This window comes from Tsuneonella sp. CC-YZS046 (assembly GCF_035581365.1).
Taxonomy (GTDB): Bacteria; Pseudomonadota; Alphaproteobacteria; order Sphingomonadales; family Sphingomonadaceae; genus JAWKXU01.
Map to the genome: position 1 here is coordinate 2,390,366 of NZ_CP141590.1, position 25,425 is coordinate 2,415,790.

23 protein-coding genes and 1 tRNA gene are annotated in these 25,425 nt (G+C 65.2%); 11 read left to right on the plus strand and 13 right to left on the minus strand.

The features are described from left to right. Positions 1 to 313: 313 nt before the first annotated feature. The 4 genes from U8326_RS11745 to U8326_RS11760 all read left to right on the plus strand — a co-directional run bounded on the left by U8326_RS11745 (position 314) and on the right by U8326_RS11760 (position 3,610). Positions 314 to 748 (plus strand): MaoC/PaaZ C-terminal domain-containing protein, encoded by a 435-nt coding sequence (locus U8326_RS11745; RefSeq protein ID WP_324740500.1) that lies wholly within the window; start codon positions 314 to 316, stop codon positions 746 to 748. Next, entirely contained in the window at positions 745 to 1,521 is a 777-nt protein-coding gene (locus U8326_RS11750) for an SDR family NAD(P)-dependent oxidoreductase (RefSeq protein WP_324740501.1), read from the plus strand. Before U8326_RS11745 ends, U8326_RS11750 begins: the two co-directional genes overlap by 4 nt. Before the next feature lie 36 nt (positions 1,522 to 1,557). Next, entirely contained in the window at positions 1,558 to 2,490 is a 933-nt protein-coding gene (locus U8326_RS11755; protein ID WP_324740502.1) for a sugar phosphate isomerase/epimerase, read from the plus strand. Positions 2,491 to 2,827: 337 nt separating this feature from the next. Further along, positions 2,828 to 3,610: an enoyl-CoA hydratase/isomerase family protein gene (locus tag U8326_RS11760; RefSeq protein ID WP_324740504.1), complete on the plus strand. Its 783-nt coding sequence runs from the start codon at positions 2,828 to 2,830 to the stop codon at positions 3,608 to 3,610. A gap of 126 nt (positions 3,611 to 3,736) precedes the next feature. Here the strand turns inward: U8326_RS11760 and gdhA are convergent, their stop codons facing one another. The 3 genes from gdhA to U8326_RS11775 all read right to left on the minus strand — a co-directional run bounded on the left by gdhA (position 3,737) and on the right by U8326_RS11775 (position 7,258). Next, positions 3,737 to 5,083 (minus strand): NADP-specific glutamate dehydrogenase, encoded by a 1,347-nt coding sequence (gene gdhA / locus U8326_RS11765; protein WP_324740505.1) that lies wholly within the window; start codon positions 5,081 to 5,083, stop codon positions 3,737 to 3,739. Between the two features lie 247 nt (positions 5,084 to 5,330). Beyond that, positions 5,331 to 6,926 (minus strand): FMN-binding glutamate synthase family protein, encoded by a 1,596-nt coding sequence (locus U8326_RS11770; protein ID WP_324740506.1) that lies wholly within the window; start codon positions 6,924 to 6,926, stop codon positions 5,331 to 5,333. Positions 6,927 to 7,171: 245 nt separating this feature from the next. Beyond that, positions 7,172 to 7,258, minus strand: a tRNA-Leu gene (locus U8326_RS11775). A 156-nt stretch (positions 7,259 to 7,414) separates the two neighbouring features. Here U8326_RS11775 and U8326_RS11780 point away from each other — a divergent pair. Continuing rightward, complete coding sequence (locus tag U8326_RS11780; RefSeq protein WP_324740507.1) at positions 7,415 to 8,380, plus strand: complex I NDUFA9 subunit family protein; 966 nt, start codon at positions 7,415 to 7,417, stop codon at positions 8,378 to 8,380. Between the two features lie 40 nt (positions 8,381 to 8,420). On the opposite strand, the gene U8326_RS11785 is transcribed toward U8326_RS11780, so the two are convergent. Both U8326_RS11785 and U8326_RS11790 read right to left on the minus strand, forming a co-directional pair. Then, entirely contained in the window at positions 8,421 to 8,873 is a 453-nt protein-coding gene (locus tag U8326_RS11785; protein ID WP_324740508.1) for an NfeD family protein, read from the minus strand. Then, positions 8,870 to 9,904: an SPFH domain-containing protein gene (locus tag U8326_RS11790; RefSeq protein ID WP_324740509.1), complete on the minus strand. Its 1,035-nt coding sequence runs from the start codon at positions 9,902 to 9,904 to the stop codon at positions 8,870 to 8,872. The genes U8326_RS11785 and U8326_RS11790 overlap by 4 nt, the downstream gene beginning before the upstream one ends. A gap of 107 nt (positions 9,905 to 10,011) precedes the next feature. On the opposite strand from U8326_RS11790, the gene U8326_RS11795 reads away from it, so the two are divergent. Next, a complete protein-coding gene (locus U8326_RS11795) occupies positions 10,012 to 11,019 on the plus strand; it encodes an aldo/keto reductase (protein ID WP_324740510.1) in 1,008 nt (335 codons plus the stop codon). 5 nt (positions 11,020 to 11,024) lie between these two features. Here U8326_RS11795 and U8326_RS11800 read toward each other — a convergent pair whose 3' ends face one another. Together U8326_RS11800 and U8326_RS11805 are read right to left on the minus strand one after the other, a co-directional pair. Beyond that, positions 11,025 to 11,945 (minus strand): dienelactone hydrolase family protein, encoded by a 921-nt coding sequence (locus U8326_RS11800; protein ID WP_324740511.1) that lies wholly within the window; start codon positions 11,943 to 11,945, stop codon positions 11,025 to 11,027. A gap of 82 nt (positions 11,946 to 12,027) precedes the next feature. Then, positions 12,028 to 13,038 (minus strand): nitronate monooxygenase, encoded by a 1,011-nt coding sequence (locus U8326_RS11805; protein ID WP_324740512.1) that lies wholly within the window; start codon positions 13,036 to 13,038, stop codon positions 12,028 to 12,030. A 249-nt stretch (positions 13,039 to 13,287) separates the two neighbouring features. Here U8326_RS11805 and katG point away from each other — a divergent pair, with 249 nt between their 5' ends. Continuing rightward, on the plus strand, positions 13,288 to 15,483 hold the full coding sequence (gene katG / locus U8326_RS11810) for a catalase/peroxidase HPI (RefSeq protein ID WP_324740513.1): 2,196 nt from the start codon (positions 13,288 to 13,290) through the stop codon (positions 15,481 to 15,483). A gap of 87 nt (positions 15,484 to 15,570) precedes the next feature. On the opposite strand, the gene U8326_RS11815 is transcribed toward katG, so the two are convergent. Further along, positions 15,571 to 16,851, minus strand: coding sequence for an aspartate kinase (locus U8326_RS11815; RefSeq protein ID WP_416385477.1), 1,281 nt, complete (start codon positions 16,849 to 16,851; stop codon positions 15,571 to 15,573). A 55-nt stretch (positions 16,852 to 16,906) separates the two neighbouring features. Here U8326_RS11815 and ubiG point away from each other — a divergent pair, with 55 nt between their 5' ends. Further along, positions 16,907 to 17,626, plus strand: a complete 720-nt coding sequence (gene ubiG, locus U8326_RS11820) for a bifunctional 2-polyprenyl-6-hydroxyphenol methylase/3-demethylubiquinol 3-O-methyltransferase UbiG (RefSeq protein WP_324740515.1) — start codon at positions 16,907 to 16,909, stop codon at positions 17,624 to 17,626. A gap of 130 nt (positions 17,627 to 17,756) precedes the next feature. Then, entirely contained in the window at positions 17,757 to 20,033 is a 2,277-nt protein-coding gene (locus U8326_RS11825) for a molybdopterin-dependent oxidoreductase (protein WP_324740517.1), read from the plus strand. Here U8326_RS11825 and U8326_RS11830 read toward each other — a convergent pair. Then, positions 20,024 to 20,401: a nuclear transport factor 2 family protein gene (locus U8326_RS11830; protein WP_324740518.1), complete on the minus strand. Its 378-nt coding sequence runs from the start codon at positions 20,399 to 20,401 to the stop codon at positions 20,024 to 20,026. The genes U8326_RS11825 and U8326_RS11830 overlap by 10 nt on opposite strands. A gap of 229 nt (positions 20,402 to 20,630) precedes the next feature. Between U8326_RS11830 and U8326_RS11835 the strand changes: the two genes are divergently transcribed. Further along, positions 20,631 to 21,431, plus strand: a complete 801-nt coding sequence (locus tag U8326_RS11835; RefSeq protein ID WP_324740519.1) for a hypothetical protein — start codon at positions 20,631 to 20,633, stop codon at positions 21,429 to 21,431. Continuing rightward, a complete protein-coding gene (locus tag U8326_RS11840; RefSeq protein WP_324740521.1) occupies positions 21,421 to 22,359 on the plus strand; it encodes a hypothetical protein in 939 nt (312 codons plus the stop codon). The genes U8326_RS11835 and U8326_RS11840 overlap by 11 nt, the downstream gene beginning before the upstream one ends. Here the strand turns inward: U8326_RS11840 and U8326_RS11845 are convergent. Genes U8326_RS11845 through U8326_RS11860 form a run of 4 tightly spaced genes read right to left on the minus strand, consistent with a single transcriptional unit; the run spans position 22,334 to position 25,104 of the window. Continuing rightward, on the minus strand, positions 22,334 to 22,582 hold the full coding sequence (locus U8326_RS11845) for an acyl carrier protein (protein WP_324740522.1): 249 nt from the start codon (positions 22,580 to 22,582) through the stop codon (positions 22,334 to 22,336). The genes U8326_RS11840 and U8326_RS11845 overlap by 26 nt on opposite strands. A 46-nt stretch (positions 22,583 to 22,628) precedes the next feature. Then, a complete protein-coding gene (locus U8326_RS11850) occupies positions 22,629 to 23,684 on the minus strand; it encodes a hypothetical protein (RefSeq protein WP_324740524.1) in 1,056 nt (351 codons plus the stop codon). Next, complete coding sequence (locus U8326_RS11855; RefSeq protein WP_324740525.1) at positions 23,681 to 24,097, minus strand: DUF1330 domain-containing protein; 417 nt, start codon at positions 24,095 to 24,097, stop codon at positions 23,681 to 23,683. The genes U8326_RS11850 and U8326_RS11855 overlap by 4 nt, the downstream gene beginning before the upstream one ends. Before the next feature lie 29 nt (positions 24,098 to 24,126). Next, the gene (locus tag U8326_RS11860) at positions 24,127 to 25,104 is read right to left on the minus strand and encodes an alpha/beta hydrolase (protein ID WP_324740526.1); all 978 of its coding nucleotides are present in this window, start codon (positions 25,102 to 25,104) and stop codon (positions 24,127 to 24,129) included. Positions 25,105 to 25,425 lie beyond the last annotated feature (321 nt).

Consider the following 25,425-nt stretch of genomic DNA (forward strand, 5'->3'; position numbering starts at 1 on the left):
GTGGACGGCTGAATCCCCCTTTGCACGGGGATGATGGAAATGGGCCAGCAAGGAAGCGCCCTCCCGCGAAAGGTCACACCGAAAAGCGCGCCTCGCGCGCCATGGAAGGCAGCTTTTTCACGGGGTTGCGGCGCACCGGAAAGGAAAATCGAAATGCACATTTCCGGCGTTCCGCGTCAACCGGCCCGACCCATTCCAAAGGCCGCTGGCATTCGCCCGATCCTGCCCCTATGCTTTGACCAATTGATCCACCGGCGCGGTTTGCCTGCAGGCAGCGGGCGGGCCGGCGGCGGGGATGAGAGGTGCCTTTTCCATGACAGATCTCGGGCTCGCCATCGGCGACCGCACCCAGTTCAGCAAGACCGTGAGCGAGAGCGACGTCTATCTCTTCGCCGGGATCGTGGGGGATTTTTCCGCCAATCATGTGAACGAGCACGCCATGCGCCAGACCCCGTTCGGCGGCCGCATCGCCCATGGCGCGCTGCTGGTGGGCTATATGTCCACCTGTTCCACCGCCATGGCGCAGAAGGCGGCGGACAATGGCTGCAGGGCCGTGCCGGTCGCGCTGGGCTTCGACCGCATCCGCTTTGTCAAGCCCGTGCGGATCGGCGATACGATCCGCATCGACTATGTGGTGGCCGGGATCGAATCCGAATCCCGCAGGAGCCACGCCGAGGTTACAGTGAACAATCAGGATGATGAGGTCGTTGCCGTGGCCCATCACATCATCAAATGGGTGGATGAATGAGCGAGCGTCGCGTTGCAGTGATAACAGGGGCAGCCTCCGGCGTGGGGGCGGCCTGCGCGGAATGGTTCGCCCGGCAGTCCTTCGACGTGCTCGTCAATTACCGCGCGAGCGAGGCATCCGCCCGCACCGTCGTCGAGCAGTGCCGGACCTTGGGCGCAGATGCCCTGGCCGTGCAGGGGGACGTGGCGGAAGACACCGACTGCAGGCGGATCGCCGCGGAAGCGGTGAAGCGCTGGGGCCGCATCGATGTCCTGGTGAACAGCGCGGGCACGACGCTGTTCCGCTCCTTGACGGATCTCGACGCGCTCGATCTCGACGACTTCCTCGGCATCTACGCGGTAAACGCCGTCGGCCCCTACCAGATGACGCGGGCCGTGGCGCCGCACATGGATGCGGGCAGCGCGATCGTGAACGTGTCGTCCGTCGGCGGCCTCAACGGCACCGGCAGTTCCTACGCCTATGCCGCGTCGAAAGGCGCGCTCAACACGCTGACGCTGGCCCTGGCCCGCAATCTCGCGCCCGATATCCGGGTCAATGCGGTGCTGCCCGGAATGATCGAAGGCAAATGGCTGCTGGAGGGGGTGGGCGAGGACGCCTACAACGAGCTGCGCAACAAATTTGCCGGCGACGCCGCGCTCGAACGGGTCGCGACGCCCGCCCAGATCGCCGAAACCGTGGGCTGGCTCGCCATATCCGCCGAGCTGCTGACCGGGCAGCTGATTACCGCCGATGCCGGGCTGCTGCTGGGGCGCCCGCCCAAGGTATTGAAATAACGCTCGAACAGGGCAGATGCCGGGAGAGGAACGACAATGTCACAACCGAAGCTGATCGCGTCATATTTCACGCTGGCCGGCAACATCATTCCCTTCGCCTCGTCCGATCCCGCCCCGTTCGGGCTGAAGGAACGCGCGGAAGCGGCGGCCGCGGCAGGCTTCGTCGGCATCGGGCTGGAGACCAACGATCTTGCCCATTACGTGAGGACCATCGGCTATGGCGGTATCCGCAAGATCATGGCCGATGCCGGGCTGGACTATATCGAATTCGAAGTGCTGACGGACTGGTTCACCGAGGGCGAGCGAAGGGCTGCTTCCGACGCGAACCGCGCCTTCCTGCTGGAAGCGGCGGCGGAGCTTGGCGCCGCCCAGATCAAGACGGTGGGTGAATTGTTCCTGGCCCCCGGCCCGGCTTCCGTATCGTCCTGGCCGCTGGAGAAGGTGGGCGACGATTTCGGCCAGCTCTGCCGCGAGGCGGCCAAGGCGGGCACGCGCGTCAGCATCGAACTGGTGCCGGGCGCGGCGATTCAGGATCTGGAAACCGGACGGCGCGTGGTGGATCATGCGAGCGAGCCGAACGGCGGCCTGCTGATCGACATCTGGCACATGGCGCGGGGCGGGATTTCCTATGACGATGTCGCCAATCTTCCGCCCTATCTGGTGACGGCGGTGGAAGTGGACGACGCGATGAAGCAGCAGGTCGGCACCATTTTCGAGGATACGATCAACAACCGCAAGCTGCCGGGCGAAGGCGAGCTGGACGTGCCCGCGTTTCTGCACAGCATCATGCTGACCGGCTATCAGGGTGTATACGGGATCGAGATCGTATCGGACGAGCACCGCCGCCGCACGCTGGAGGACGCGGCGCGAAGCTCCTTCGATTCAACCATGGCGCAATTCGAAAAGGCGCGGAGCCTAGGGTCGGGACCTGTTGATGGCGTGAGCCGTGGTGGCGCATCGGCGGGCTGAGAACGGACCGGCACCGGAATGGCTTCGCCCGCGCGGCGCGGAAAAGCGCTTCCGCCATGGACTTTTGCCGGCCCCGCACCTATCTCACCCTCGTGAAGGGTGAATCAGCCAGTTCCGCGCCGCACTGCCGTCCACACATCGCGCAGTGCGGTAACGCAATCGGCGAACGACCTCTCCCCCTCGGCAATCCGCTTTTGGCTTGCGCCGCGATCCACTGGCCCTCCGCCCGGCTCCGCGCCGCCATGAGGAGCCGGTTGCCCGATCCGGCGGCGATATTGCCCGGGACGAGCGATCGGGAGCGTCACCCTGGCTTCAAACCGATCTGCCGGAGCCTGCCATGACTGAAACTATCGAAATCGGCGCCTTCACGATGGAGGTGCGGGCCGATGGCGTCGCCGTCGTCACCTTTTCACGCCCTCCGGTCAACGCGATCTCGCTTTCGGTCTATCAGGACATCGGGCACTTCGCCGATCACGTCGCCAGCGACGAACGGATCAAGGTCATCATCATCACCGCCCCGGACGATGCGCGGGCCTGGTGCGGCGGCGCGGATCTGCATGATTTCAAGGGCATGACCGCCGCCAGGCGCAAGGAACGCTACGACTTCATCAACGAGCAATTGCCGCGCTTCCACAAGATCGACCGCCCGATGATCGCGGCGATCAGGGGCGCGACGATCGGCGTCGGGGTGATGCTGGCCGGAATGTGCGACCTGCGCATTGTCAGCGAGACGGCCCGCTTTGCGTGCCCGGAAGTGGATTACGGCCTGATCGGGGGCAGCGCCGGCCTGCTCGCGACCCTGCGCATGCCCGAAGCGAAGATCCGCGAGATGGTCTATACCGGGCGAGCCTTCACCGCGGGCCAGCTGGAAGCCACCGGCTTCTTCAACTATGTGGTTCCCGCAGCCGCGGTTCTCCCGCTCGCGCTCGATCTCGGGCAGGAAATCGCGCGCAAGCCCTTGCAAACGCTGCGGGCACGCAAACTGGCCTCGCTGATGTTCGAGGGGCCGGAATGGATGGACGCCTATATGGAAGCGCAGGAAATGTCTTCCTCGCTGGTCGAGGCGCCATCGAGCGAAGCCGCCGTCCATTCCGCGCTCAAGGGTGGGCGCAGGCGCTAGAGTCAGGACCTGAACAGGGCATCTTCGCAGCAAGACGCCCTCGCAGCGACCACCCGTAGGGGGCCGCTTCCTGAGCGTCTCGGGAAATGGCCCCGCCCCCTCGCGAGCGTCCGATGCCTGCAAAGGCTATATCACGCCGAACGCCCTCATGGCTTCCGCGACCCGCACGAAACCCGCGATATTCGCGCCCAGCACATAATCGCCGGGCTTTCCGTATTCTTCCGCCGTCGCGGCGCAAATATCGTGGATGCCACGCATGATCTCGGCCAGCCGCCGCTCCGTCTGCTCGAAAGTCCAGCTGTCGCGCGAAGCGTTCTGCTGCATTTCCAGCGCGGAGGTCGCCACGCCGCCGGCATTGGCGGCCTTGCCGGGGCCGAACAGGATGCCCGCTTCCTGAAACAGCCGGACCGCTTCCGGAGTCGACGGCATGTTGGCCCCCTCGCCCACGGCGATAACGCCATTGGCGATCAGCTTGCGGGCATCCCCGCCGGTCAGTTCGTTCTGCGTCGCCGACGGCATCGCGATATCGCAAGGCACGTCCCAGATGGAGCCGCTGTCGATGAAGTGCGCGCGCGATTGCCGGGCCGCATATTCCGAGATCCGTTCGCGCCGGACCTCCTTGATGTCCTTGAGCAGTTCGAGGTCGATGCCGTCCTCGTCCACGACATAGCCGCCCGAATCCGAACAGGCGACGACCTTGCCGCCAAGCTCCTGAATCTTCTCGATGGTATAGATGGCGACATTGCCCGAACCGGACACCACCGCGCGCTTGCCCGCAAACTCGGTCCCGCGCGTGCCGAGCATCCGCTCCACGAAATAGACGGCGCCATAGCCGGTTGCCTCGGTCCGCGCGCGCGACCCGCCATAGACCAGGCCCTTGCCGGTAAGGACGCCCGCCTCGTAACGGTTGGTGAGGCGCTTGTACTGGCCGAAAAGATAGCCGATCTCACGCCCGCCGACCCCGATGTCGCCGGCCGGAACGTCCGTGTATTCGCCCAGATGGCGGTGCAGCTCGGTCATGTAGGACTGGCAGAACCGCATGATCTCGCCATCCGAGCGGCCCTTGGGATCGAAGTCCGATCCGCCCTTGCCGCCGCCGATCGGCAGCCCGGTGAGGGCGTTCTTGAAAATCTGCTCGAAGCCCAGGAACTTGATGATCCCGATATTCACCGAAGGATGGAAGCGCAGGCCGCCCTTGTAGGGGCCGAGCGCCGAATTGAACTGCACCCGAAAACCCCGGTTGATCCGCACGTCACCGCCATCGTCGACCCAGGGCACCCGGAAGATGATCTGGCGCTCCGGCTCGCATATCCGTTCGATCAGGGCGTGATCGAGATAATCCGGCCGCTTGGCGACGACCCGGCCCAGGCTTTCCAGAACTTCGGTGACGGCCTGGTGAAATTCGGCTTCGCCCGCATTGCGGCGCTGAACCTGAGCCAGGATGGGTTCCAGTTTCTCATCAATTTTCGGCATTCATCTTCCCACGCAGATTGATCGACCATGACCCGCTAGCAGCCGCTCGCCAGTAGACAATCCCTTTGGGGCCGGTCGCGGTGTTTCACAAAGGCTGCCGCTGGTGGCGCGAGGAGGAACATCCGCAATCGCAGCGCCCGTCGAACCGTCACTCAGCTCGCGTCCAGGCCGCATCTATTGACATCGAGAACAAGCATGTCTTCCGGACGCATCCGCTCCGATCATCCTGCCGGGAACCATGGCCGTTTCAAGCCGGCGTGAAGCGATCCGGCCGCGCCCGATCCCAGTTGTCCCGATAAAAGCGCGATGCCGCGCGCTTCTCGACCAGATCGTTATGCTCGGCGAAATAGTGCATTCTGTCGAACTGCCGGGTTTCGACAGTGCTGACCCGATGCACCAGATGATGGGGCCTGAGTTCGTCGGGATGGTGAAGCCCGGCAGCCGCGAGAAGCTCGGCAAGCGCCTGCACGGTGCGCGCATGATAGCGCCAAACCCGCTCGGCCTTTTCCGGCACCACCAGCGCCCGGCTCCGCCGGTGATCCTGCGTCGCGATGCCGGTCGGGCAGTAATTGGTGTGGCAACTCATCGACTGGATGCACCCGAGCGCGAACATGAAGCCACGCGCCGAGTTTGCCCAATCGGCTCCGATTGCGAGCACCGCCGCCAGATCGAAGGCGCTAATCAGCTTTCCCGCCACGCCCACCCGAATCTGATCGCGCAGGCCCGCGCCTACCAGGGTGTTGTGAACGAACAGCAATCCCTCGCGCATCGGAACGCCGATATGGTCGCTGAATTCGACCGGCGCCGCGCCGGTCCCCCCTTCGGCGCCGTCAACGACGATAAAGTCGGGCATGACGCCCGTCGCCAGCATCGCCTTCACGATCGCCATGAACTCCCACGGCAGGCCGACGCACAGTTTGAAGCCGACCGGCTTGCCCCCGGACAGCGTGCGCAACTGCTGAAGGAACGCCATCATTTCCAGCGGCGTGCCGAACGCCGAATGGCAAGCCGGCGAGATACAGTCTACGCCAGTGGCGATGCCGCGCGTGGCGGCAATCTCCGGCGTCACCTTGCGCCCGGGCAGGACCCCGCCATGGCCCGGCTTGGCGCCCTGGCTCAGCTTCAGTTCGATCATCCGCACCTGGTCGGTAGCGGCCTGGGCGGCGAAGCGGTCCGGATCGAAACGCCCGAGTTCGTCGCGGCAGCCGAAATAGCCCGACGCGATCTGCCACGTGATGTCGCCGCCGTGTTCGCGATGGTAAGGGCTGATGCTTCCTTCGCCGGTGTCATGGAAGAACCCGCCTCGGGCAGCGCCGGCGTTGAGCGCCCGGATCGCATTGGCCGACAAGGCACCGAAGCTCATGGCGGAGATGTTCAATACGCTCGCGCTATAGGGCCGCGAGCACTGGGCATTTCCGACAGTCACCCGGAAGGAAGCCGGGTCGGGAACCGGAACCGGCGCCAGCGAATGCTGGATGAACTCATAATCATCGGCATAGACGTCCATCAGCGTCCCGAAAGGATGATCCGAGGGCGCTTCCTTGGCGCGCCTGTAGACCAGCGATCGCTGCGCCCTGGAAAAGGGCGTCGCATCGGTATCGCTCTCCAGCAGATACTGGCGGATTTCCGGACGGATCATCTCGACCAGCCAGCGCACATGGCCGATGACAGGATAATTGCGCAGCAGGGAATGGTGCGGCTGCCAAAGATCCCGGATGCCAACCGCAACCAGCACCGCGAAAGCCACGGTGGCGGCGCCGCCCCAGAAACCGGCCGGGCGCAGGAACAGCGTCACGGCCAGTCCGAGAATGGAAAGCAGAAGCGCCGTATGCCTTAAAGTCATGATCGTGGAGCTTTTCCCGTGGCTGCAGTCCGGGCCCTAGAGGCTGGCGTATGCTCTGGCCAATTTTGCCCCCAGTGCAACCACGAAGGCGCGGCGATATAAGAGCCTGCCTGCCCCTTATTCTGCTGGACGTGACTGGCCATGATTCCCACGACCGCCCTCGACGCAAGGCGTTTGGCACCTTGAGGCATCCGTAAGCAACGGAATTTAGGGGCCTTCCGCAGATTTGCCATCTGCAAGAGACTTGGTGCCCAGAAGAGGACTCGAACCTCCACGCCCTTGCGAGCGCCAGCACCTGAAGCTGGTGCGTCTACCAATTCCGCCATCTGGGCACGGGGCGAAGCGCGGGAATGCGTTTCGCCAGGTAGGAGCGGGCCGATAGCGGCTGATATTGGCACTTGTCAATGCGTTCGATGGTTGCAGGTCACGCCTGCTTGCTGCATGGCGCAGTCATCACCCAATCTCAGGCGTAGCGGATCGCAAGGAACATGGCGCTCAAACACGAACTCGACGGCAAATTGGTGGTTCTGATCGGCGGAAGCGGCTTCTTCGGCAGCTATGTCGCGCAGCAATTGCTTTCCTGTGGGGCACGCCTGCGCGTGGCCAGCCGCCACCCCGAAGCGGCGTTCAAGCTGAAGCCGCTCGCGAATCTGGGCCAGATCCAGTTCGCGCGGTGCGACGTCACGAAACCGGAGAGCATCGCGGCCATCATGCACGGCGCGGATGCAGCCATCTACATGGTCGGCGCATTCTCCGGCGATCTGGCGGCATTGCACAAAACAGGTCCGGCGATTGCGGCAGGCGCGGCGCGCAACGCCGGCGCGGACGCTTTCGTGCATATTTCGGCGCTGGGCGCGGATGCGGCGTCCGAAGTCTATTATGCGCAGACCAAGGCCGAAGGCGAGGACGCCGTTCGTGCCGCCTTCCCCAAGGCGACGATCCTGCGGCCATCTGTGCTATTCGGCGAGGATGACGATTTCATCAATATGTTTGCCCGTATGATCGCTGGTTTTCCGGCCATGCCGGTGTTCGGCCCCGAGGCGCGGCTCCAGCCGCTGTGGGTCGACGACGCCGCGCGGGCCGCGGTCAACGCGCTGGCCGACCCGGAGCGGCACGGCGGCAAGACCTACGAGATCGCGGGGCCGGAAGCGCTGACCATGGCCCAGATCAACCGCGCCATCGCCCAGGCCCAGGGCCGCGACCGCCTTTTCATCGAACTGCCCGACGCGGTTTCCTCGGCCTTCGCCACGCTGACCGGCTGGCTGCCCGGAGCGCCGCTGACCCAGGACCAGTGGCGCCTGCTCAAGGCCGGCAACGTGCCTTCGGGCGACCGGCCGGGGATCAAGGCGCTGGGCGTCAGCCCCAGCCCGCTGGGCCTGTTCCTGGATCGCTGGATGGTGCGCTATCGTAAGCACGGCCGGTTCGGCGTGAAGGCCAGCGCGGCGCGGCGCTGACAGGCGACTGACCTGACCGGAGCGCTGTCCGCCCGTCCGGTCAGCCGGCGACAGGCTCCACCAGCAGCACCGCGCCATCGTTCCCGGTGATGCGCACCCGCGTGCCGGGCGCGGCGTCCGGCCCGCGCGCCAGCCATTCACTGTCGCCATGATGGACCCTGCCCATGCCGCCGTCGATCGCCTGGGTGACAACCGCCGTTTCACCGACCAGGCGCGCGCCGCGCCGGTTCATCAACGGGTCCGCGTCGGCAATGGGATTGTCGCGCAGATAGCGGCGGCCGGAAAAGACGGCCACGATCGCCAGGACCGCGAAGATCACGATCTGGACCGCAAGCTCGAGCGGCAGCAGCCAGGTCAGCACCCCGGTGACCAGCGCCGCGCCAGCCAGCCAGATCAGGAACACGCCGGGAACCGCCATCTCGGCAGCGGCGAGAAACAGCCCGATAGCCAGCCAGACCCAATGGGGATCGAGATTGTCGAGACTTTCCATCATTCCCGTCCCGGACCCGGGGGAACGGGCGGCCGCGAGGCAGAGGGCTGCGGCGCCCACGGGGCCGTGCGGGCGGGCGGCGCGCCCTTTCCGCCGCCATGGCCGCCACCGTTGCCGCCCCCATTGCCGCTGTCGCCCAGCGCATCCTTCACCAGCTCGCCGATGCCGCCCAAGCTGCCGATCAGGCCGGTCGCCTCGACCGGGAACAGGATGGTCTTGGCGTTGGGCGAGGTGGCGAATTGCGAAACCGCCTCGGTATATTTCTGGGCGATGAAGTAATTGAGCGCCTGCGTGCCGGAAGCCGCGATCGCATCCGACACCATCTGCGTCGCCTTGGCCTCGGCCTCGGCCTCGCGCTCGCGCGCCTCGGCATCGCGGAAGGCGGCTTCGCGGCGCCCTTCCGCCTGCAGGATCTGGGATTGCTTCTCGCCCTCCGCCCGCAGGATCTCGGAAGCGCGCAGGCCTTCCGCCTCGAGGATCGAGGCGCGCTTCTCGCGCTCCGCCTTCATCTGCCGCGCCATGGCGTTGGAAATATCCGCGGGCGGGCGGATATCCTTGATTTCGATGCGGGTGATCTTGACGCCCCAGGGCGAGGTGGCGTGATCGATCACGGACAGCAGCTTGGCGTTGATCTCGTCACGCTTCGACAGCGTCTCGTCGAGATCCATGGAACCCATCACCGTGCGCAGGTTGGTGGTGGTGAGCTGCATGATCGCGACATAGAGGCTGGCCACCTCATAGGCCGCCTTGCCCGCATCCAGCACCTGGAAGAACACCACCGCGTCCACGCCCACCATGGCGTTGTCGCGCGTGATGATCTCCTGGCCCGGAATGTCGAGCACCTGCTCCATCATGTTCACCTTGTGCCCGACCCGGTCGATGAACGGTATGATGACGTGCAGCCCGGGGGTAGCCGCCAGCGTGAACTTGCCAAGCCGCTCGATCGTGTAGACATATCCCTGCCGGACGACCCGAACGCCCATCAGCAGGAACACCACTACCACGAAAACCAGTGCGATCAGGAAACTGCCCATTAGAACTCTCCCCAAGGACGAAAGGCATGTTAACCCGGCGGGGCGATACGGCAAGGGATTAACGCCCCCGCGGAACGACGGAAAATTGCGACAGGAGGACGACGCTTATGAACGGCTCACCACGCCAGACCCGCAGAACCATAGGCACGCGGGCGGTCAATCCGATCGGGCTGGGCTGCATGAACATCGTGTGGGGCTACGGGCTGCTTCCCGCCCCCGAGGATTGCGCGAAGCTGCTCGATCGCGCGATAGATCGCGGATACGACCATCTCGACACGGCCCGGATATACGGGCTGGGCAAGAGCGAGGAACTGATCGGGCAAACGCTGCGGGGGCGGCGCGAGCGGTTCTATCTGGCATCCAAGACCGGCATCAGGGTGGATGGAGAGAAGCGCCATAGTGATTCCCGCCCGGAATTCATCCGCGCCGCGCTGGAAGAGAGCCTCAGGCTGCTGCGGACCGATCACATCGACCTCTATTATTTGCACCGGCGCGATTTCACCGTGCCGATCGAGGAATCCGTGGGCGCGCTGGCCGATCTCGTGCAGGAAGGCAAGATCGGCGGCATCGGCCTTTCGGAAATGAGCGCGGAAACCCTGCGGCGCGCCCATGCCACCCACCCGATCACCGCCATGCAGACCGAATATTCGCTCTGGACCCGGCAGGTCGAGATCGCGGTGCTCGACACCTGCCGCGAACTCGGGGTCACGATGGTCGCGTTCTCGCCGCTCGGGCGCGGCGCGCTGGGCGGCGGATTGCGCGATCCGGGCGCCCTGCCGGAGAGCGACCTGCGCCGCACCATGCCGCGCTTCCAGCACGATCACTGGCCGCGCAACCTGTCCGCCCTCGACCGCTTCTTCGCGCTGGCGGCCGAAGCCGGGGTCACGCCGGCGCAGCTGGCGCTGGCCTGGGTGCTGTCCCGCGGGGAGCATATCGTCGCGATACCGGGCACCACCAGCATCGCCCATATGGAAGAGAACATCGCCGCGGCGGAACTGGCGATCGACCCGGCCGTCCTGGACCGCGCCGGCCGGATCATCAGCCCGGAAACCATATCCGGTCCGCGCTATCCGCCGCATATGCAGAGAAGCATCGATACCGAGGAATATGCCTGAGCGGCTCAGCCCGCCTTGGTCTTGAGCCGTTCCGAAAACAGCGCCGACAGCCTGGCCCAGGCCCGCTCGGCGGCAGGCTCGTCGTAAGCGGGGGAATCCGGCACCGTCCAGCCGTGATCGGCGGGATAGACCTCTATCTCCGCCGGGCGGCGCGCCTTGTCCGCCGCCTTGCGCAGCACATCCCTGGTCTCCGGCTCCTTGGCGTCGTCGTTCCGGGCGATCGCGAACAGATAGGCCGCTTCCGTCTGGGCGAGCAGCCGGTGCGGGCTGTCCGGGGCATCGGTCGCCAGGCCGCCGCCATGCAGCGAAGCCGCCGCGCCGATGCGCCTGGGCGCGGCCGCCGCGGCGCGCACCGCGAAAGGGCCGCCCATGCAAAAGCCCATCGTGCCGATTCGCGCGGTGGAATCGACCGCTTCCCGCCCATCCAGCCAGGCGACATAGGCCCTGGCGTCGCGGGTGACGGCATCCGCGCTCAAACCATTGCGCAAGGGCTGGATCTTCGCCTTGCCTTCCGGCGTCATCCATTCGGAAAAGCTTTCCAGCACCGGCGCGCGGGCGCCCCGGTAATAGGGATTGACCGCCAGCACGGCATAGCCCTGCCGTGCAAGGCGGCGGGCCATCAGCTTGAAGGCATCGCGCAAGCCCCCGACATCCGGCCACAGCAGGATCGCGGGATGCCGCCCGCTGGCCGGGTGGACGAAGAACGCATCCGCCTCGCCATCGGGCGTGCCGATGGAAACCATCGCCTCGCCCAGCGGAGCCGGGCCGGATGGAGAAGGCCCCGCTTCCGGGCCTGCCGCCTCCGGCTTGCCGCTGCTGCAGGCCCAGACCAGCACGGCCGCCCCCATCGCGGCGAATTGCCGCCGGTTCAGCCCGCGCCGGGCGAGCGCCGCATCGAATTGGGCAGAATCGGTTTCATCGCACATCGGGCAGCCTCCTTCTCCGATATAACGGCAGAGGCGGGCGCGGGTTGCAAGCCCGGTTCAGGATCTTGTGCCGCTGGCCGGATCAGCGCCGGGCCAGCGCGGCCTCGCTCTCCGCCATCAGCGCGGCCAGAATATCGGCCACCGGCTCTTCCGCCTTGACCATCCCGACCGACTGGCCGGCCATCAGCGAGCCGTTCTCCACATCGCCATCGATCACCGCGCGGCGCAATGCGCCCGCCCAGTAATGCTCGATCCGCAGCTGGGCCTCGCCCATCTCGACCTTGCCTTCGTCCAGCAATTGCGCGACCTCGCGCTGCTTGGCGGTAAATTCCTCGGTGCCCTTGTTCTTGAGCGCGCGCACCGGAATCACCGGCAGGCGCGGATCGACCTGCACGCTGGCCACCGCGTCGCGCGCGCTCGCCCGGAAGAACGCCTGCTTGAAGGCGAGATGAGCGATGCTTTCCTTCGCGCAGGCGAAGCGGGTGCCGAGCTGGACCCCGGCCGCGCCCATTTCGAGATAGCCGGCCATCGCTTCGCCACGGCCGATGCCCCCAGCCACGAACACCAGGTGATCTTCGGCCAGCTCGGGCAGAAATTCCTGCGCCAGCACGCTGGTCGCCACCGGGCCGATATGGCCGCCCGCCTCCATCCCTTCGATCACCAGCGCATCGGCGCCGGAACGCAGCAGCTTCTTCGCCAGCGCCAGGGTCGGCGCGAACACGACGACCTTAGCGTCGAAGGCCTTGATCGCCTCCACGCTGCCCTTGGGCGGAATGCCGCCCGCCAGCACGACATGGCCGACGCGATGCTTGCCGCACACCGCGATCAGGTCGAACAGCTGCGGATGCATGGTGATGAGGTTCACGCCGAACGGCTTGCCGGTCAGCGCCCTGGTCCCGGCGATCTCCGCATCCAGCAGATCCGGGGTCATCGCCCCGCAGGCGATCACGCCGAAGCCGCCGGCATTGCTGATCGCGGAGACGAGGTGCCGCTCCGAAACCCAGCTCATCGCGCCGCACAGGATCGCATAATCGCTGCCGAGGAATTCTGCGCCCCGGCGCATCAGTGCGGAAGTCTTGGAATAGCTTGTCATCGCGCGCCGCTTAGGGCGTGATCGGCCCAGCGGCAAGTATGCAGCGCATCGCAAACCGCGAACGGCCTGCCGGGAATCGCCCCGGAATGAAACCCGCGCTGCGATGGATAGCACGCTTCCAAGACATTTATGGGATCGGTCATTGATCGATTTTCTCGCTGTCCCTTACCAATCTTAATTGCTTCTCTCGATGAAGAATCGAGCGTATCCTTTTCATCACATCCCGCAAAAAATTTGGAGGAAGAGGAAATGGACGCCAAAACGACAGGCCCGCTCGATGGTTGCCCCATGCATGAAGGAGGGGTGAGATCGCTGCTGGGCCGCACCAACCGCGACTGGTGGCCCGAGATGCTGGCGGTCGAAGTTCTCAACCCCAACGGCCCGTCGAATCCGATGGGCGACGATTTCGACTATGCGCAGGCCTTCAAGTCGCTCGACTATCAGGCGCTGAAGGACGACCTGACCGCGCTGATGACCGACAGCCAGCCGTGGTGGCCGGCCGACTATGGGCATTACGGCCCGTTCTTCATCCGCATGGCGTGGCATGCCGCGGGCACCTATCGCACCGCCGACGGCCGGGGCGGCGCCAACAGCGGGCAGCAGCGCTTCGCGCCGCTCGACAGCTGGCCCGACAACGGCAATCTCGACAAGGCGCGCCGCCTGCTATGGCCGATCAAGCAGAAATACGGCAGCAGGATCAGCTGGGCCGATCTGCTCATCATTGCCGGCAATGTCGCGATCGAGAGCATGGGCGGCCCGGTGTTCGGCTTCGGCGGCGGCCGCGCCGACGTGTTCGAGCCAGAGCGCGACATCTACTGGGGCAGCGAGGACAAGTGGGTCAACGAGGGTGTCCAGACCCGCATCGCCCCCGAACATGGCATGCACGAGCTGGAAGGCCCGCTCGCCGCGATCCAGATGGGCCTGATCTACGTCAATCCCGAGGGGCCAGGCGGCAATCCCGATCCGCTCCAGTCGGCGCGCGACATCAAGGCGACGTTCGAGCGGATGGCGATGAACCATGAGGAAACGGTGGCGCTCACCGCCGGCGGCCATACTTTCGGCAAGGCGCACGGCAATGGCGACGCGTCGCTGCTGGGCCATGCGCCGGCGGGCGGCGATCTCGCCGCGCAGGGCTTCGGGTGGGTCAGCTCGCATGAAAGCGGCGGCATCGGCGAACATGCCGTGACCAGCGGCCTTGAAGGCTCGTGGGTCAACACCCCGATCGAATGGTCGGAGAATTTTTTCCGCCTGCTGCTCGATTACGAGTATGAGCTGGTGCGCTCGCCGGCCGGGGCGCAGCAGTGGCAGCCGATCGACCAGAAGCCGGAGGACATGGCGCCCGCCGCCTGGGACCCGGACGTCAAGGTCCCGACGATGATGACCACCGCCGACATGGCGCTGAAGATGGACCCCGAGTTCCGCGTCATCAGCGAGAAGTTCCGCAACGATCACGAGGCGTTCAAGGATGCCTTCGCCCGCGCCTGGTTCAAGCTCACGCACCGCGACATGGGGCCGAAGGCCCGCTACCTCGGCCCCGAAGTCCCCGCCGAGGACCTGATCTGGCAGGACCCGGTTCCGGCGGGCAAGGCGCCTTCGGACGCCGAGGTCCAGGCGGTGAAGGACAGGATCGCCGCCAGCGGCCTGACCGTCAGCCAGCTCGTCAAGACCGCCTGGGCCTCGGCCAGCACCTATCGCAAGTCGGACCATCGCGGCGGCGCCAACGGCGCGCGCGTCCGCCTCGCGCCGCAGAAGGACTGGGAGGTCAACGAGCCCGCCCTGCTCGCCAAGGTGCTCGACACGCTCGACGGCCTGCGCGGCTCGATGTCGATGGCCGATGCTATCGTCCTGGGCGGCGTGGTCGGGCTGGAGAAGGCGATCCGGGATGCGGGCTTCAATGTCGCGGTTCCGTTCACGGGCGGCCGCGGCGATGCGACCGCCGAGCAGACCGACGCCGACAGCTTCGCGGTGATGGAGCCGGAGGCCGACGCCTTCCGCAATTATCTCGGCAAGAAGAAGCTGGCGGTGAAGACCGAGGAAATGATGCTCGACCGGGCATCGCTGCTCGGCCTGTCCGTGCCCGAAATGACCGTGCTGATCGGCGGGCTTCGCGTGCTCGGCGCCAATCACGGCGAGCGCGGCCTCGGCCATTTCACCAAACGCCCGGGCCAGCTGACGAACGATTTCTTCGTCAACCTGCTCGACATGACCAATGTGTGGAAGGCGGTCGACGGCTCGGACGACCAGGAATATATCGCCACCGACCGCGCCAGCGGCGGCGAAACCTGGCGCGCCACCCGGGCCGACCTGATTTTCGGCTCCAACGCGGAATTGCGCGCGGTGGCCGAAGTCTACGCCGAAACCGGCCATGAAGAAAAGTTCGTGAAGGACTTCGTGAAGGCCTGGACCAAGGTGATGAACGCGGACCGCTTCGACCTGGTGGCCTGACGCTTACCGCGCCGGAGCGCGGGAAAGCGCGCTTCGGCAGATAGGAACCCCCCGGCCGCGCCCTCATGGCCGGGGAGGTTTTTCCTGTCAGGCGGCCTTGTCTTCCGCGTCCAGCCCATAGGCCGTGTGCAGCACGCGCACGGCCAGTTCGGTTTCGTCCTCGTCGATCAGGACGCTGACCTTGATCTCGCTGGTGGAAATGGCCTGGATATTGATCCCGCGCTCGGCCAGCCCCTTGAACATGGTGGAAGCGACGCCCGCATGGCTGCGCATCCCCACGCCGACGACGCTGATCTTGGCGACCTTGCTGTCCGCGATCATGCGATAATAGCCGATCGTCTGCTGCGCGCCTTCGAGCAGGGCCTGGGTGCGCACCAGATCCGCACCCGGAACGGTGAAGGTGACGTCCGTCTCGCCCTTGTCCTTGGCGACGTTCTGGATAATCATGTCGACATTGATGTTCGCGGCGGCCAGCGGGCCGAAGATCGCGGCGACCGCGCCGGGCCGGTCGGCGATGCGGGTCAGGGTGATCTTGGCTTCGTTCTTGTCGGCAGCGATGCCGGTGATCATCTGGCGTTCCATTTCCAATCCTTCCAGTTCGCCGGAGAGTTCCTCTTCGCTGACGATCATCGTGCCGGGCAGGTCATCGCCCAATGGCGCATCGTCGTCGATGAAGGATGACAGGACCTGCACCCGGACATTTTCCTTCATGGCCAGGCTGACGGAGCGGGTCTGCAGCACCTTGGAGCCGACCGAGGCCAGTTCCAGCATTTCCTCGTAAGTGACCTTCTTCAGCTTGCGCGCCTTGGCCACGATCCGGGGATCGGTGGTATAGACGCCGTCCACATCGGTGTAGATGTCGCAGCGGTCGGCCTTGACCGCGGCGGCGACGGCGACGGCGGAGGTATCCGATCCGCCCCGGCCCAGCGTGGTGATCCGGCCATGCCGGGAAAGCCCCTGGAACCCCGGAATCACGGCGACTTCGCCTGCCGCCATCGACGCCGCCAGGGTGTCCGCCTCGATATCCTCGATCCGCGCCTTGGCATGGGCATCGTCCGTATGGATCGGCAGCTGCCAGCCGAGCCAGCTGCGCGCCTTGCAGCCCATGGCCTGCAGCGTCAGCGCGAGCAGGCCGGAAGTGACCTGCTCTCCGCTGGCGACTACCACGTCATATTCCGCCGGATCATAGAGCGGATTCGCCTCGCGGCAGAAAGTGACGAGGCGGTCTGTCTCGCCCGCCATGGCGGAAACCACGACGGCGACCTCATGCCCCGCTTCCTGGTGACGGCGCACGATATTGGCGACACGGCGAATACGCTCCGTGCCGGCCATGGAGGTGCCGCCGAACTTCATCACGATCCGGGCCAAGGCGCTTTTGCTCCCACTGCTGGAATCAGGTTCCGCGCGCTGCTAGGGGACATGCATGGCAAGTGCAACCATTCGTCCGGAAGAGGCCGCCCATTTCGGCGCATTGGCAAGGGATTGGTGGGACCCGAAGGGTTCCTCCGCCATGCTCCACCGGCTGAATCCGGTGCGCCTGGCCTTCATCCGGGAGGCGATCGACCGGCACTGGCGCGCCGATCCCCAGGGCCTCAGGCCGCTGGCCGGCAAGCGCGCCCTGGACGTGGGCTGCGGCGCGGGCCTGCTGGCCGAACCGCTCGCCCGGCTGGGGGCGGAAGTGACAGGGGTCGATGCCGCGGCCGAGAATATCGCGGCGGCGCAGGCCCATGCCGCCGGTTCGGGCCTTGCCATCGCCTATCGCCATGGCGAGCTGGGCGTGCTCGGCCTCGGCCAGTTCGATCTGGTGACGGCGATGGAAGTGATCGAGCATGTGGCGGACAAGCCGGCGTTCGTGGCGCAACTTGCGCAGCACCTCGCCCCCGGCGGACTGCTGATCCTCTCCACCCCCAATCGCACCGCCCGCTCTCGCCTGCTGCTGATCGGCGCGGCGGAAGCGCTGGGCGCGATTCCCAGGGGCACGCATCATTGGGACGATTTCATCACGCCCGAGGAACTGGGCGAGCTGCTCGACGCCGCCGGCCTGCGGATGGGCCAGCCCGGGGGAATCGCCTTCTCGCCCGCCAGGGGGCTTCACCTGTCCGCCGATCTCTCGCTGAACTATATCGTCACCGCGCAGCGCTGAGAGCGCGCTGGAATGCGTATTGCCCCGGCCGAAAGGCAATATTAGGCTGCGCCATTCGACCGCGGCTCCGGCACGGACAAGCGCCGGACAAAAAAGACACGCCGCGGGGAAGGAGCTTGGGAGAAAGCCCGTGGGCAGTGCGCCATTATCCGCCGATACGGAAGTCCATTATCGCATCTGTCCGTTCTGCGAGCAGAACTGCGCCACCGAAGTGACGATAGACCGCGCGAGCGAAAGCGTGGTGACGATCCGGGGGGACAAGGCCGACCCGCTGAGCAAGGGCTATATCTGCCCCAAGGCATACGCCCTGAAGGACCTTCATCACGATCCCGAAATGCTGACCGGGCCATTGATGAAACGCAATGGCCGCTTCGAGGAAGTTTCCTGGGCCGAGGCGCTGGATTTCACCGCCGCGCGGCTTGCCGAACTGCAGCGGAAATACGGGCCGAACAGCATCGCATCCTATTTCGGGACCGGGCTTACCCATGTGCCGGGCCTCGCGCTCTATGCGCCGCTGCTGCTGACCACGCTGGGTTCGAACCAGGTCTATTCCGCATCGAGCGTGGACAGCCACGCCCATTTCATGACCACCGCCACCATGTTCGGCGGGCTGGCCTCCATGCCGATCCCTGACATCGACAACAGCGATTATTTCGTGCTGATCGGCGCGAATCCGCTGCAATCCAACGGCAGCTTCCTGACCGCGCCCGGCGTGCCCCGCCGCCTGCGAGACATCCAGGCACGCCAGGGCAAGGTCGTGGCGATCGACCCCCGCCGCAGCGAGACCGCCCAAATGGCGGATTGGCACCTGTCGATCCGCCCCGGCTCCGATGCCGTCCTGCTGCTCGCGGTGGCCCATGTCCTGTTCGGGGAAGGGCTCGTCGATCTGCGCCACATCGCGGACCATGCGAAGAATCTGGACGAACTGCGCGCGATCGCCATGCGCTTCACCCCGGAGACGGCAAGCGCCGCCTGCGATATTCCGGCGGAGGACATCCGTCGCCTGGCCCGGGAGCTTGCCGCCGCGCCCCGCGCCTGCATCTATGGCCGGATCGGTTCCTCGATGCAGCAATTCGGCTCCATCACCAACTGGTTGATCGTTGCCGTGAACGCGCTCACCGGCAATCTGGACCGGCCGGGCGGATCGATGTTCCCGCGCGGCGTGTTCGAGGCGATCCTGTTCTCGGAGCGCTATCGCGACGGCTCCATCCCCTATGGCCGCTGGCATACCCGCGTCAGCGGCCTGCCGGAGCTTGGCACGCAATTGCCCTGCGCGGCGATGATGGAGGAAATGGACACGCCGGGCGAAGGGCAGGTCCAGGGCCTGATCACGCTATGCGGCAATCCGGCCCTTTCCACTCCCAATGGCGGCGGACGCCTGACCCGGGCGCTGGAGCAGCTCGATTTCATCCTGTCTTTCGACATCTTCATCAATGAAACCACCCGCCATGCGGATGTGATCCTGCCATCGCCCAAATGCCTGGCGCATTCGGATTTCATGGTGGTCTATCCCTTCTTCACCGTGCGCGATTACATCCGCTGGAGCGCGCCCGTGTTCGAGGCACCGCCGGGGGCGCTGCACGATTGCGACATCATGTGCGAACTGGTTGCCCGGCTGAAGGGAATCACTGCGAAGGAAGCGGACGAGCTGGCGCTGCGGATGCTCCACGGCCAGCTTCGCGAGCAGGGCAATCCGGTCGCCGGCCACATCTCCTTCGAGGATGCGCTCGAAGCCCTGACCGAGCAAGGCGGGCAGGACCGGATGTTCGAGCTGCTGGTGCGGTCAGGCACCTATGGCGACCATTTCGGCGAAAGGCCCGACGGGCTGACGCTGGAGAAGCTGAAGGCCATGCCGCATGGCGTCGATTTCGGCCCAATGCAGCCCCGCATCGCGGAAGTGATTCACTTCCCGGACGGAAAGATAGATTTCGCGCCCGAAGCGATCACCCGCGACCTGCCCCGCCTGGAACAATGGCTGGCGGAAGGCAGGCCGCGGGGCCTGCATCTGCTGGGCCGCCGCCATATGCGCTCCTTCAACACCTGGATGCATAATTTCCCTTCCCTGTCGAAAGGGCCGAATCCCTGCACGCTGCTGATGAATCCGCGCGACGCGGAACTGCGCCAGATCGTGGACGGGCAATATGTGCGAATCCGTTCGAGGACGGGGGCAATCGACGCGCCTGTCGAGCTGAGCGACGAAATACGCGAGGGCGTCGTCAGCCTACCGCATGGCTGGGGGCATGACGACCACGAAGTGCCGGGCCAGGAGCGGGCGAAGGCGCGGGCCGGCGTCAATTACAACCTGCTGGCGGACGAGAGCCTGCTTGACGTGCCGTCCTGCAACACCAACCTCAACCACATTCCGGTCGAGGTGACGCCTCTCCAGCGGGAAACGGCTCAGCCGTAATCGACCCATTCCAGCAGCAGGCCGTCATCGTCGAACAGATAGAAGGTGGCGGTCTTGTGCCGCACTTCCTGCCCGGCCTCCGACCATCCCTCCCAATTTCCGGCGGCCTTCCCGGAATACCAGCCTTCGCGAATCACGAGATTGCCCGACACGGTGACGCGCTCAGGCGTTTCCAGCCGCCTTTCCGGCATGATGTTGCTGGCGAAGTGAATCAGCAGGTCGACGAACTCGTCGCGGTTGTCGATCGCGAAGCCCCGGTTGAAATGGCGAAACTTGTGGTTCGGCGCCATCAGGCTGCGCAGCCTGTCGAAATCCATTTCGTTGAAGGCTTCCACCACCCGGTCGGCCGCCGCCGCGAAATCCACCATCGCACTCTCCCTTCGTCATTCTCCGGCATGAGATTGCCCGGCCCGCGATATCCCTGCAAGAGCGGGAAGGCCGCTCGCGGGATGACCATCCCGGCGGGCGCATGATCGTGGCCCGCGCCATGCCGCCGGCTCCGCCTTGCGGTTGTCGGTTTCCCGATCCGCCGATAAGGGGGAGATCACGGCAAGCCGGACGGTTCGCCGCGTGGATGGCGGGAATTGCAGGTATCTGGTGAGCGGGACAACCAACCGAGTCGATCTCGAACTGAGCGGGAAAGAGTATGACCGGCTTTCGGACGAAGCCGGCGCGCCGCGCTATCTGTTCCTCTGCACCACGCCGCGCACCGGCTCGCACCGCCTGTCGCGGGCCATGTATGAGCTGGGCCTGGCCTTTCCGGGCGAATATCTCCACCCCTGGGCCTTCGAACGGCTGGCGAAGCGTTGGTGCCCGGATGTCGACCCCACCACCCCCGAGGGTTTCGGAGCCTATTGGAGCCATGTCTGCCGCTGGCGCGGAAGGGACGGCATCGTGGCCTGCGCCGCCTTCGGATACCAGATCGCGCAGGTCAGGCAGATCGTCGGCACGGGCGAGGGCCATCTGTTCATCCATCTCCACCGGCGGACGCGCAGCGATCAGGTGGCCAGCCTGATGACGCTCTACCAGACCAAGATGCCCTATGAAGGCCACGCCCAAATTTCCGGCATTCCGGACATATCCGAGATTTCGCCGCGCTCGATCCGCATCGTCAACCAGTTCCTCGACCTGCAGGAAAGGCGCTGGCAGGCCTTCCTGCGCGACAAGCCGCATCTCGCCGTGGCCAGCGAAGATTTCTTCGCCGATCCAGCGGGTGTCCTGGAACGCATAGCCATCCACTGCGGGCGCGATCCGGCGGCATTGCCGATCGCCGAAGCGGCCGGGATGGCGGCGGCGACCCGGGCCTATACGGTCAACCGGGAAACGAAGAACAGGCTGATGGCGCAATTTCCCGAGGCATTCGCGGAACTCGACAAGGCGCGCGGCCGTGGAGTTTAATCATATCCTGCAGCATTCCCTCGAAGGATTGCAGCGGATCGAGCGGTTGGCCGGCAGGGACGATCTCCCGGTCCGCAAGGCTCTGTTCGCCGCGGAGGAACTGGTCGCCCACGGGCACCCCGGCGCGAGCAGGCCGATCTCGATCCTGCAAGCGGAAACCCGGCATCGCAATGTGATCGCCTATGCGGAGCTGATCGGAAAGACCTTCTCCGAGATCAGGAAATTCTACAGGATCGAAAACGCGAGCAGGAAGCACATCGAAATCTGCTACCGCAAGAATTCCTTCCTGCATGCGAGAAATTCGGCGGAAAGCGATGCGCTTCTCGTGATTTTCACCAATATGTTCAATAATTTCTATGTCTCGAATGCAGCGCTGATCGCGATGCTGTCCAGGCTGCCATGCGACATCCTGCTGCTCAAGGACGCGAGCTTCCTGAACTACCATGGCGGCATATCCGGCTTCGCGGCGGATATGCCCGGAATCGCGGAATCGATCCGGCGCTTCGCGGACAAGCGCGGTAAGCGGCGCATATATGTCAGCGGATATTCGAGCGGGGGCTACGCCGCGCTGCTCACCTCGCTGCTCATGCCTTGCGACGGCTATCTCGGCTTCTCCCACCAGACCGATCTGGGCAAGGATTCGCCGCTGCCCGCCCCGCGCCTGTTCAGCGATGAAGTGCGCGCGCGGGTGAACCCCGAATGGCTGCTCGATTGCAGGCCATTGCTGGAACAGGCCGACCCCGCCGTCCCCCGCACCTTGGTCTACGGCGGACGCAACGACCGCGACGTGGCCCATGCGACGCATCTCGATGGGCTGGCGTCCATCGGCCTGGTCCATCTGCCCGGGGCCGCTCACAATACGATCCAGCCCCTCATCGCCGAAGGGAAGCTGATCGAAATGTTCAGGGCGCTGGTTGCGCCCGGATAAGCTCGGCCAGCTGCGCCATGGTGGTTCCGGACGTGACCGGCTCCACCGGCACCTCGACCCCGGTGCGTTCCTCTACCAGCATCAGCAATTCCACGGTGGCGAGGCTGTCCAGCTCCAGTCGCTCCACGGTGAGATCGCCGAAGGGCGCATCGCCCAGTTCGTGCCCCATCTCGATCAGCAGCTCATGGATAAGCGCAAGTTCGGTATCGTCGGCTGGGTTCATCTGCTGGTCTGTGCCCTGTCTCCGGCCCAATCGCCGGAACGCCCTCTTAGCCGGAGAAAGCGCCCAAGCCCAGCCGCTCCAGCACATCGCGCAGCGGAAGTTTGAGCAGGATCGCCTCCTCGTCCCAGACCCCGTAGGAAAAGACCACGCTTTCCCCGACAAGCGCGATCCCGCAGCAGAATTCCACGCGCTCCCCCTCGAAGGTGAATTCCGGGCTGACCGCCAGCACGTCGCAATTCGCGGAATATATGACCAGGCTATGGGTATAGGCGACCAGCGCCTCGCCCTCCGCCGGGTCATTCAGAACGCCGGGATATTTGCGATGGATGACGGAAATGAACCTGTCGCCGAAGGGCACGACGCAGGAACCGCCGCTCTGGCCTGCCAGTTCCGGCCTTGCTTGCGGGAAAATCTGGTCCGTTATCGTCCTCTGTTCGATCTTCAGGATATTATAGGGGTCCTGCGCATAGATCAGGTGCAGCTCGTTGTTCCTGATCCAGGGCATCCAGTTCTTTTCATAGTCCTGCCAGCCCGGCAGCAGCAGCACCGGGTGCAGGGTTCCGCCCTTCAATTCGCACAGCAGGATTCGATTGATCTTCCGGAAGCCGCCCAATTCGGGCTCCGGCTTGTGAGTGATGGCCGCCCCGGCGCAGAACGGCTTCCCGTTCCATGAGAACAGGCGCAGGTCCTGGATTCCGTTGTATGCATAGGAATTCGCGCGGATATGCCGGTCTTCGATGAAGCCCGCGCGCTCGATCTCGAGATCTTCCGACAAGACCGCAAGGTAATTCTGGCTATCGGAAAAGGGGACGGAAAATCCGCCATACCAGGCTCGATAACCGCCCTTGCGAAGCTTGAAGTTGATCCCCTTGTAGACCGCCAGGAGCTTGCCCTGCCAGGAGATCACCGAGGGATTGCAAGCGCTGTGCAGGGTGAGTTGAGGCAGCGCGACCCGGCTGCGCGAAGCCGGATCGGCAATATCCTTCAGACGGATCGTCACATTGGGCACACTTTCGATTGCAGGGACACCCTCTCCGCTCTGCCGATCAGGATTGAGGTTCTGTCCCGCGCGCGAGGCGGCGCGAACGTCAGGCCCGCTCATCCCAGATCGTTCGCCTGCATGGCGATCAGACGCGAATCCTCCAGCGCGGCGGTGCGATGGATCATGTGCCGCTGATATTCCGGATCGTCGAACAATGTCAGCAAGGCATCCGGCGTGGGATATTCCATGATAAGGATCTCGTCCCACCGCTCGTCCGCCGGGCATACGAGATGGGCCATGGCCGCCCCGCTCCAGATCGCACGCGCCCCGAGGCGAGTCGCGATGGGCATCACCCCAACCGCATAACGCTCGAAATAGGCTTCCCTCCCGCTGCACGGCGGGAACCCGCCGCCCTCCTCATAGTCCGCCACATCCCGGAACCGCAGCAGGTTGAGATTGGTGATCGGCTTGTCCGGCGGAAGCGAGGCGACCATTTCGCGCAATACTTCCCGAGTGATGGTCACGGTCTTCATCGGCCTGTCCCTTCCGCCCGCGGATTCGCTCAGATCTCGACCGTGGCGAGAAATTCCAGCAAGGCGGCGGTCGTCTCGGCCGGGCGCTCCTGCTGAATCCAGTGGCCCGCACCGGGAATGATGCGTTCCATCCGCAGGTCGAGGCACATTTCCCGCTGCGCTTCCACGCATCCGGGGAACATGGCGAGGACGATTTCCCGGTCGCCCAGTACCAGCCCGGCGGGCTGCTTTATCCGCTGGTCGCCATAGGCGCGCGCCTGCTGCTCGTTCCGGTCCCAGTTGCGATACCAGTTCAGCGGGCCATGGAAGCTGCCCCTGGCGAAGGCATCGGCATAGGCATCCAGATCCTCGTCGGTCATGAAGCTGAGCGGCCCGGACGGCGGCTGCGCAAGGCCCTTGAGCACGGGATCGTCGATCGGCCGCTCGCTCGTCCAGTCGAACAGCGGCGCATCGCCGGAGAGGGAGAAATAGATGCGCTTCAGCGAATCGCGCGGGTCGCGATCCAGCTCGATTTCGGCGGGGCCGACCGGCTCGAAGTAGCGCATGTAGTAGAAGCGGTTGGGATAGGCGCTGTCGAACCACTCATGCGCGCTGATCTCGGCGGCGGGGCGATGCGGCACACTGAAGGAAAATACCGCCGCCACCTGATCCGGGAAGCGCAGCGCGCAGCGCCAGGCAACGGGAGAACCCCAGTCGTGCCCGACCGAGATCCAGCGCTCCGCCCCCAGGGCGCGGGCGAGCGCGCCCATGTCGTCGGCATGGGCATCGGTCGAATAGAGCGCGGGATCGTAAGGCTTGGCGCTGCGCCCGTAGCCGCGCATGTCGGGCGCCGCGACCCGGTATCCGGCGGCGACCAGCGGAGCGATCTGATGGCGGTAGGAAAAGCCAAGCTCCGGCCAGCCGTGCATCAGGATGACCAGCGGCCCCTCGCCGTCGACAGCCGCGGAAATCGGGCCGTTGGGGGTCTGGAAAGTCTGTATCCTGCTGCTGAATTCCTGCCATCGCATATATGCATCTCCTCTGCCGGGGGCGGACCCTATCGGGGAAAAACGGGTTTAGCGAGCGGTTTGCGCCGCCGTTCGTCATGCCAGCCCAAGAACAACACTCCTCTCCGTCATTCCCGCGAACGCGGGAACCCAGGGGCCAGATTGAACTGGATCCCCGTTTACACGGGGATGACGAATGATGAGATGATGGATGCCCCCCCAGCCGGTTGACGCAGAACGCCGAAAATGTGCATTTGCATTTCGGCCCGCACTCGCACCATGGCTCGCGATGAACAGCCGTTCCGGGGCGAAGGGCCGGGCGCAACCGTGTGACCTTTCGCG

Excerpts from the sequence above, each read along its gene's own strand:
- katG (WP_324740513.1), top strand. The coding sequence starts at position 13,288 with ATGGACGCCAAAACGACAGGCCCGCTCGATGGTTGCCCCATGCATGAA.
- ubiG (WP_324740515.1), top strand. The coding sequence starts at position 16,907 with ATGGCAAGTGCAACCATTCGTCCGGAAGAGGCCGCCCATTTCGGCGCA.
- U8326_RS11745 (WP_324740500.1), top strand. The coding sequence starts at position 314 with ATGACAGATCTCGGGCTCGCCATCGGCGACCGCACCCAGTTCAGCAAG.
- U8326_RS11805 (WP_324740512.1), bottom strand. The coding sequence starts at position 13,038 with ATGACAAGCTATTCCAAGACTTCCGCACTGATGCGCCGGGGCGCAGAA.
- U8326_RS11750 (WP_324740501.1), top strand. The coding sequence starts at position 745 with ATGAGCGAGCGTCGCGTTGCAGTGATAACAGGGGCAGCCTCCGGCGTG.
- U8326_RS11780 (WP_324740507.1), top strand. The coding sequence starts at position 7,415 with ATGGCGCTCAAACACGAACTCGACGGCAAATTGGTGGTTCTGATCGGC.
- U8326_RS11785 (WP_324740508.1), bottom strand. The coding sequence starts at position 8,873 with ATGATGGAAAGTCTCGACAATCTCGATCCCCATTGGGTCTGGCTGGCT.
- U8326_RS11790 (WP_324740509.1), bottom strand. The coding sequence starts at position 9,904 with ATGGGCAGTTTCCTGATCGCACTGGTTTTCGTGGTAGTGGTGTTCCTG.
- U8326_RS11855 (WP_324740525.1), bottom strand. The coding sequence starts at position 24,097 with ATGAAGACCGTGACCATCACTCGGGAAGTATTGCGCGAAATGGTCGCC.
- U8326_RS11795 (WP_324740510.1), top strand. The coding sequence starts at position 10,012 with ATGAACGGCTCACCACGCCAGACCCGCAGAACCATAGGCACGCGGGCG.
- gdhA (WP_324740505.1), bottom strand. The coding sequence starts at position 5,083 with ATGCCGAAAATTGATGAGAAACTGGAACCCATCCTGGCTCAGGTTCAG.
- U8326_RS11755 (WP_324740502.1), top strand. The coding sequence starts at position 1,558 with ATGTCACAACCGAAGCTGATCGCGTCATATTTCACGCTGGCCGGCAAC.
- U8326_RS11760 (WP_324740504.1), top strand. The coding sequence starts at position 2,828 with ATGACTGAAACTATCGAAATCGGCGCCTTCACGATGGAGGTGCGGGCC.
- U8326_RS11845 (WP_324740522.1), bottom strand. The coding sequence starts at position 22,582 with ATGAACCCAGCCGACGATACCGAACTTGCGCTTATCCATGAGCTGCTG.
- U8326_RS11770 (WP_324740506.1), bottom strand. The coding sequence starts at position 6,926 with ATGACTTTAAGGCATACGGCGCTTCTGCTTTCCATTCTCGGACTGGCC.
- U8326_RS11830 (WP_324740518.1), bottom strand. The coding sequence starts at position 20,401 with ATGGTGGATTTCGCGGCGGCGGCCGACCGGGTGGTGGAAGCCTTCAAC.
- U8326_RS11860 (WP_324740526.1), bottom strand. The coding sequence starts at position 25,104 with ATGCGATGGCAGGAATTCAGCAGCAGGATACAGACTTTCCAGACCCCC.
- U8326_RS11850 (WP_324740524.1), bottom strand. The coding sequence starts at position 23,684 with ATGAGCGGGCCTGACGTTCGCGCCGCCTCGCGCGCGGGACAGAACCTC.
- U8326_RS11800 (WP_324740511.1), bottom strand. The coding sequence starts at position 11,945 with ATGTGCGATGAAACCGATTCTGCCCAATTCGATGCGGCGCTCGCCCGG.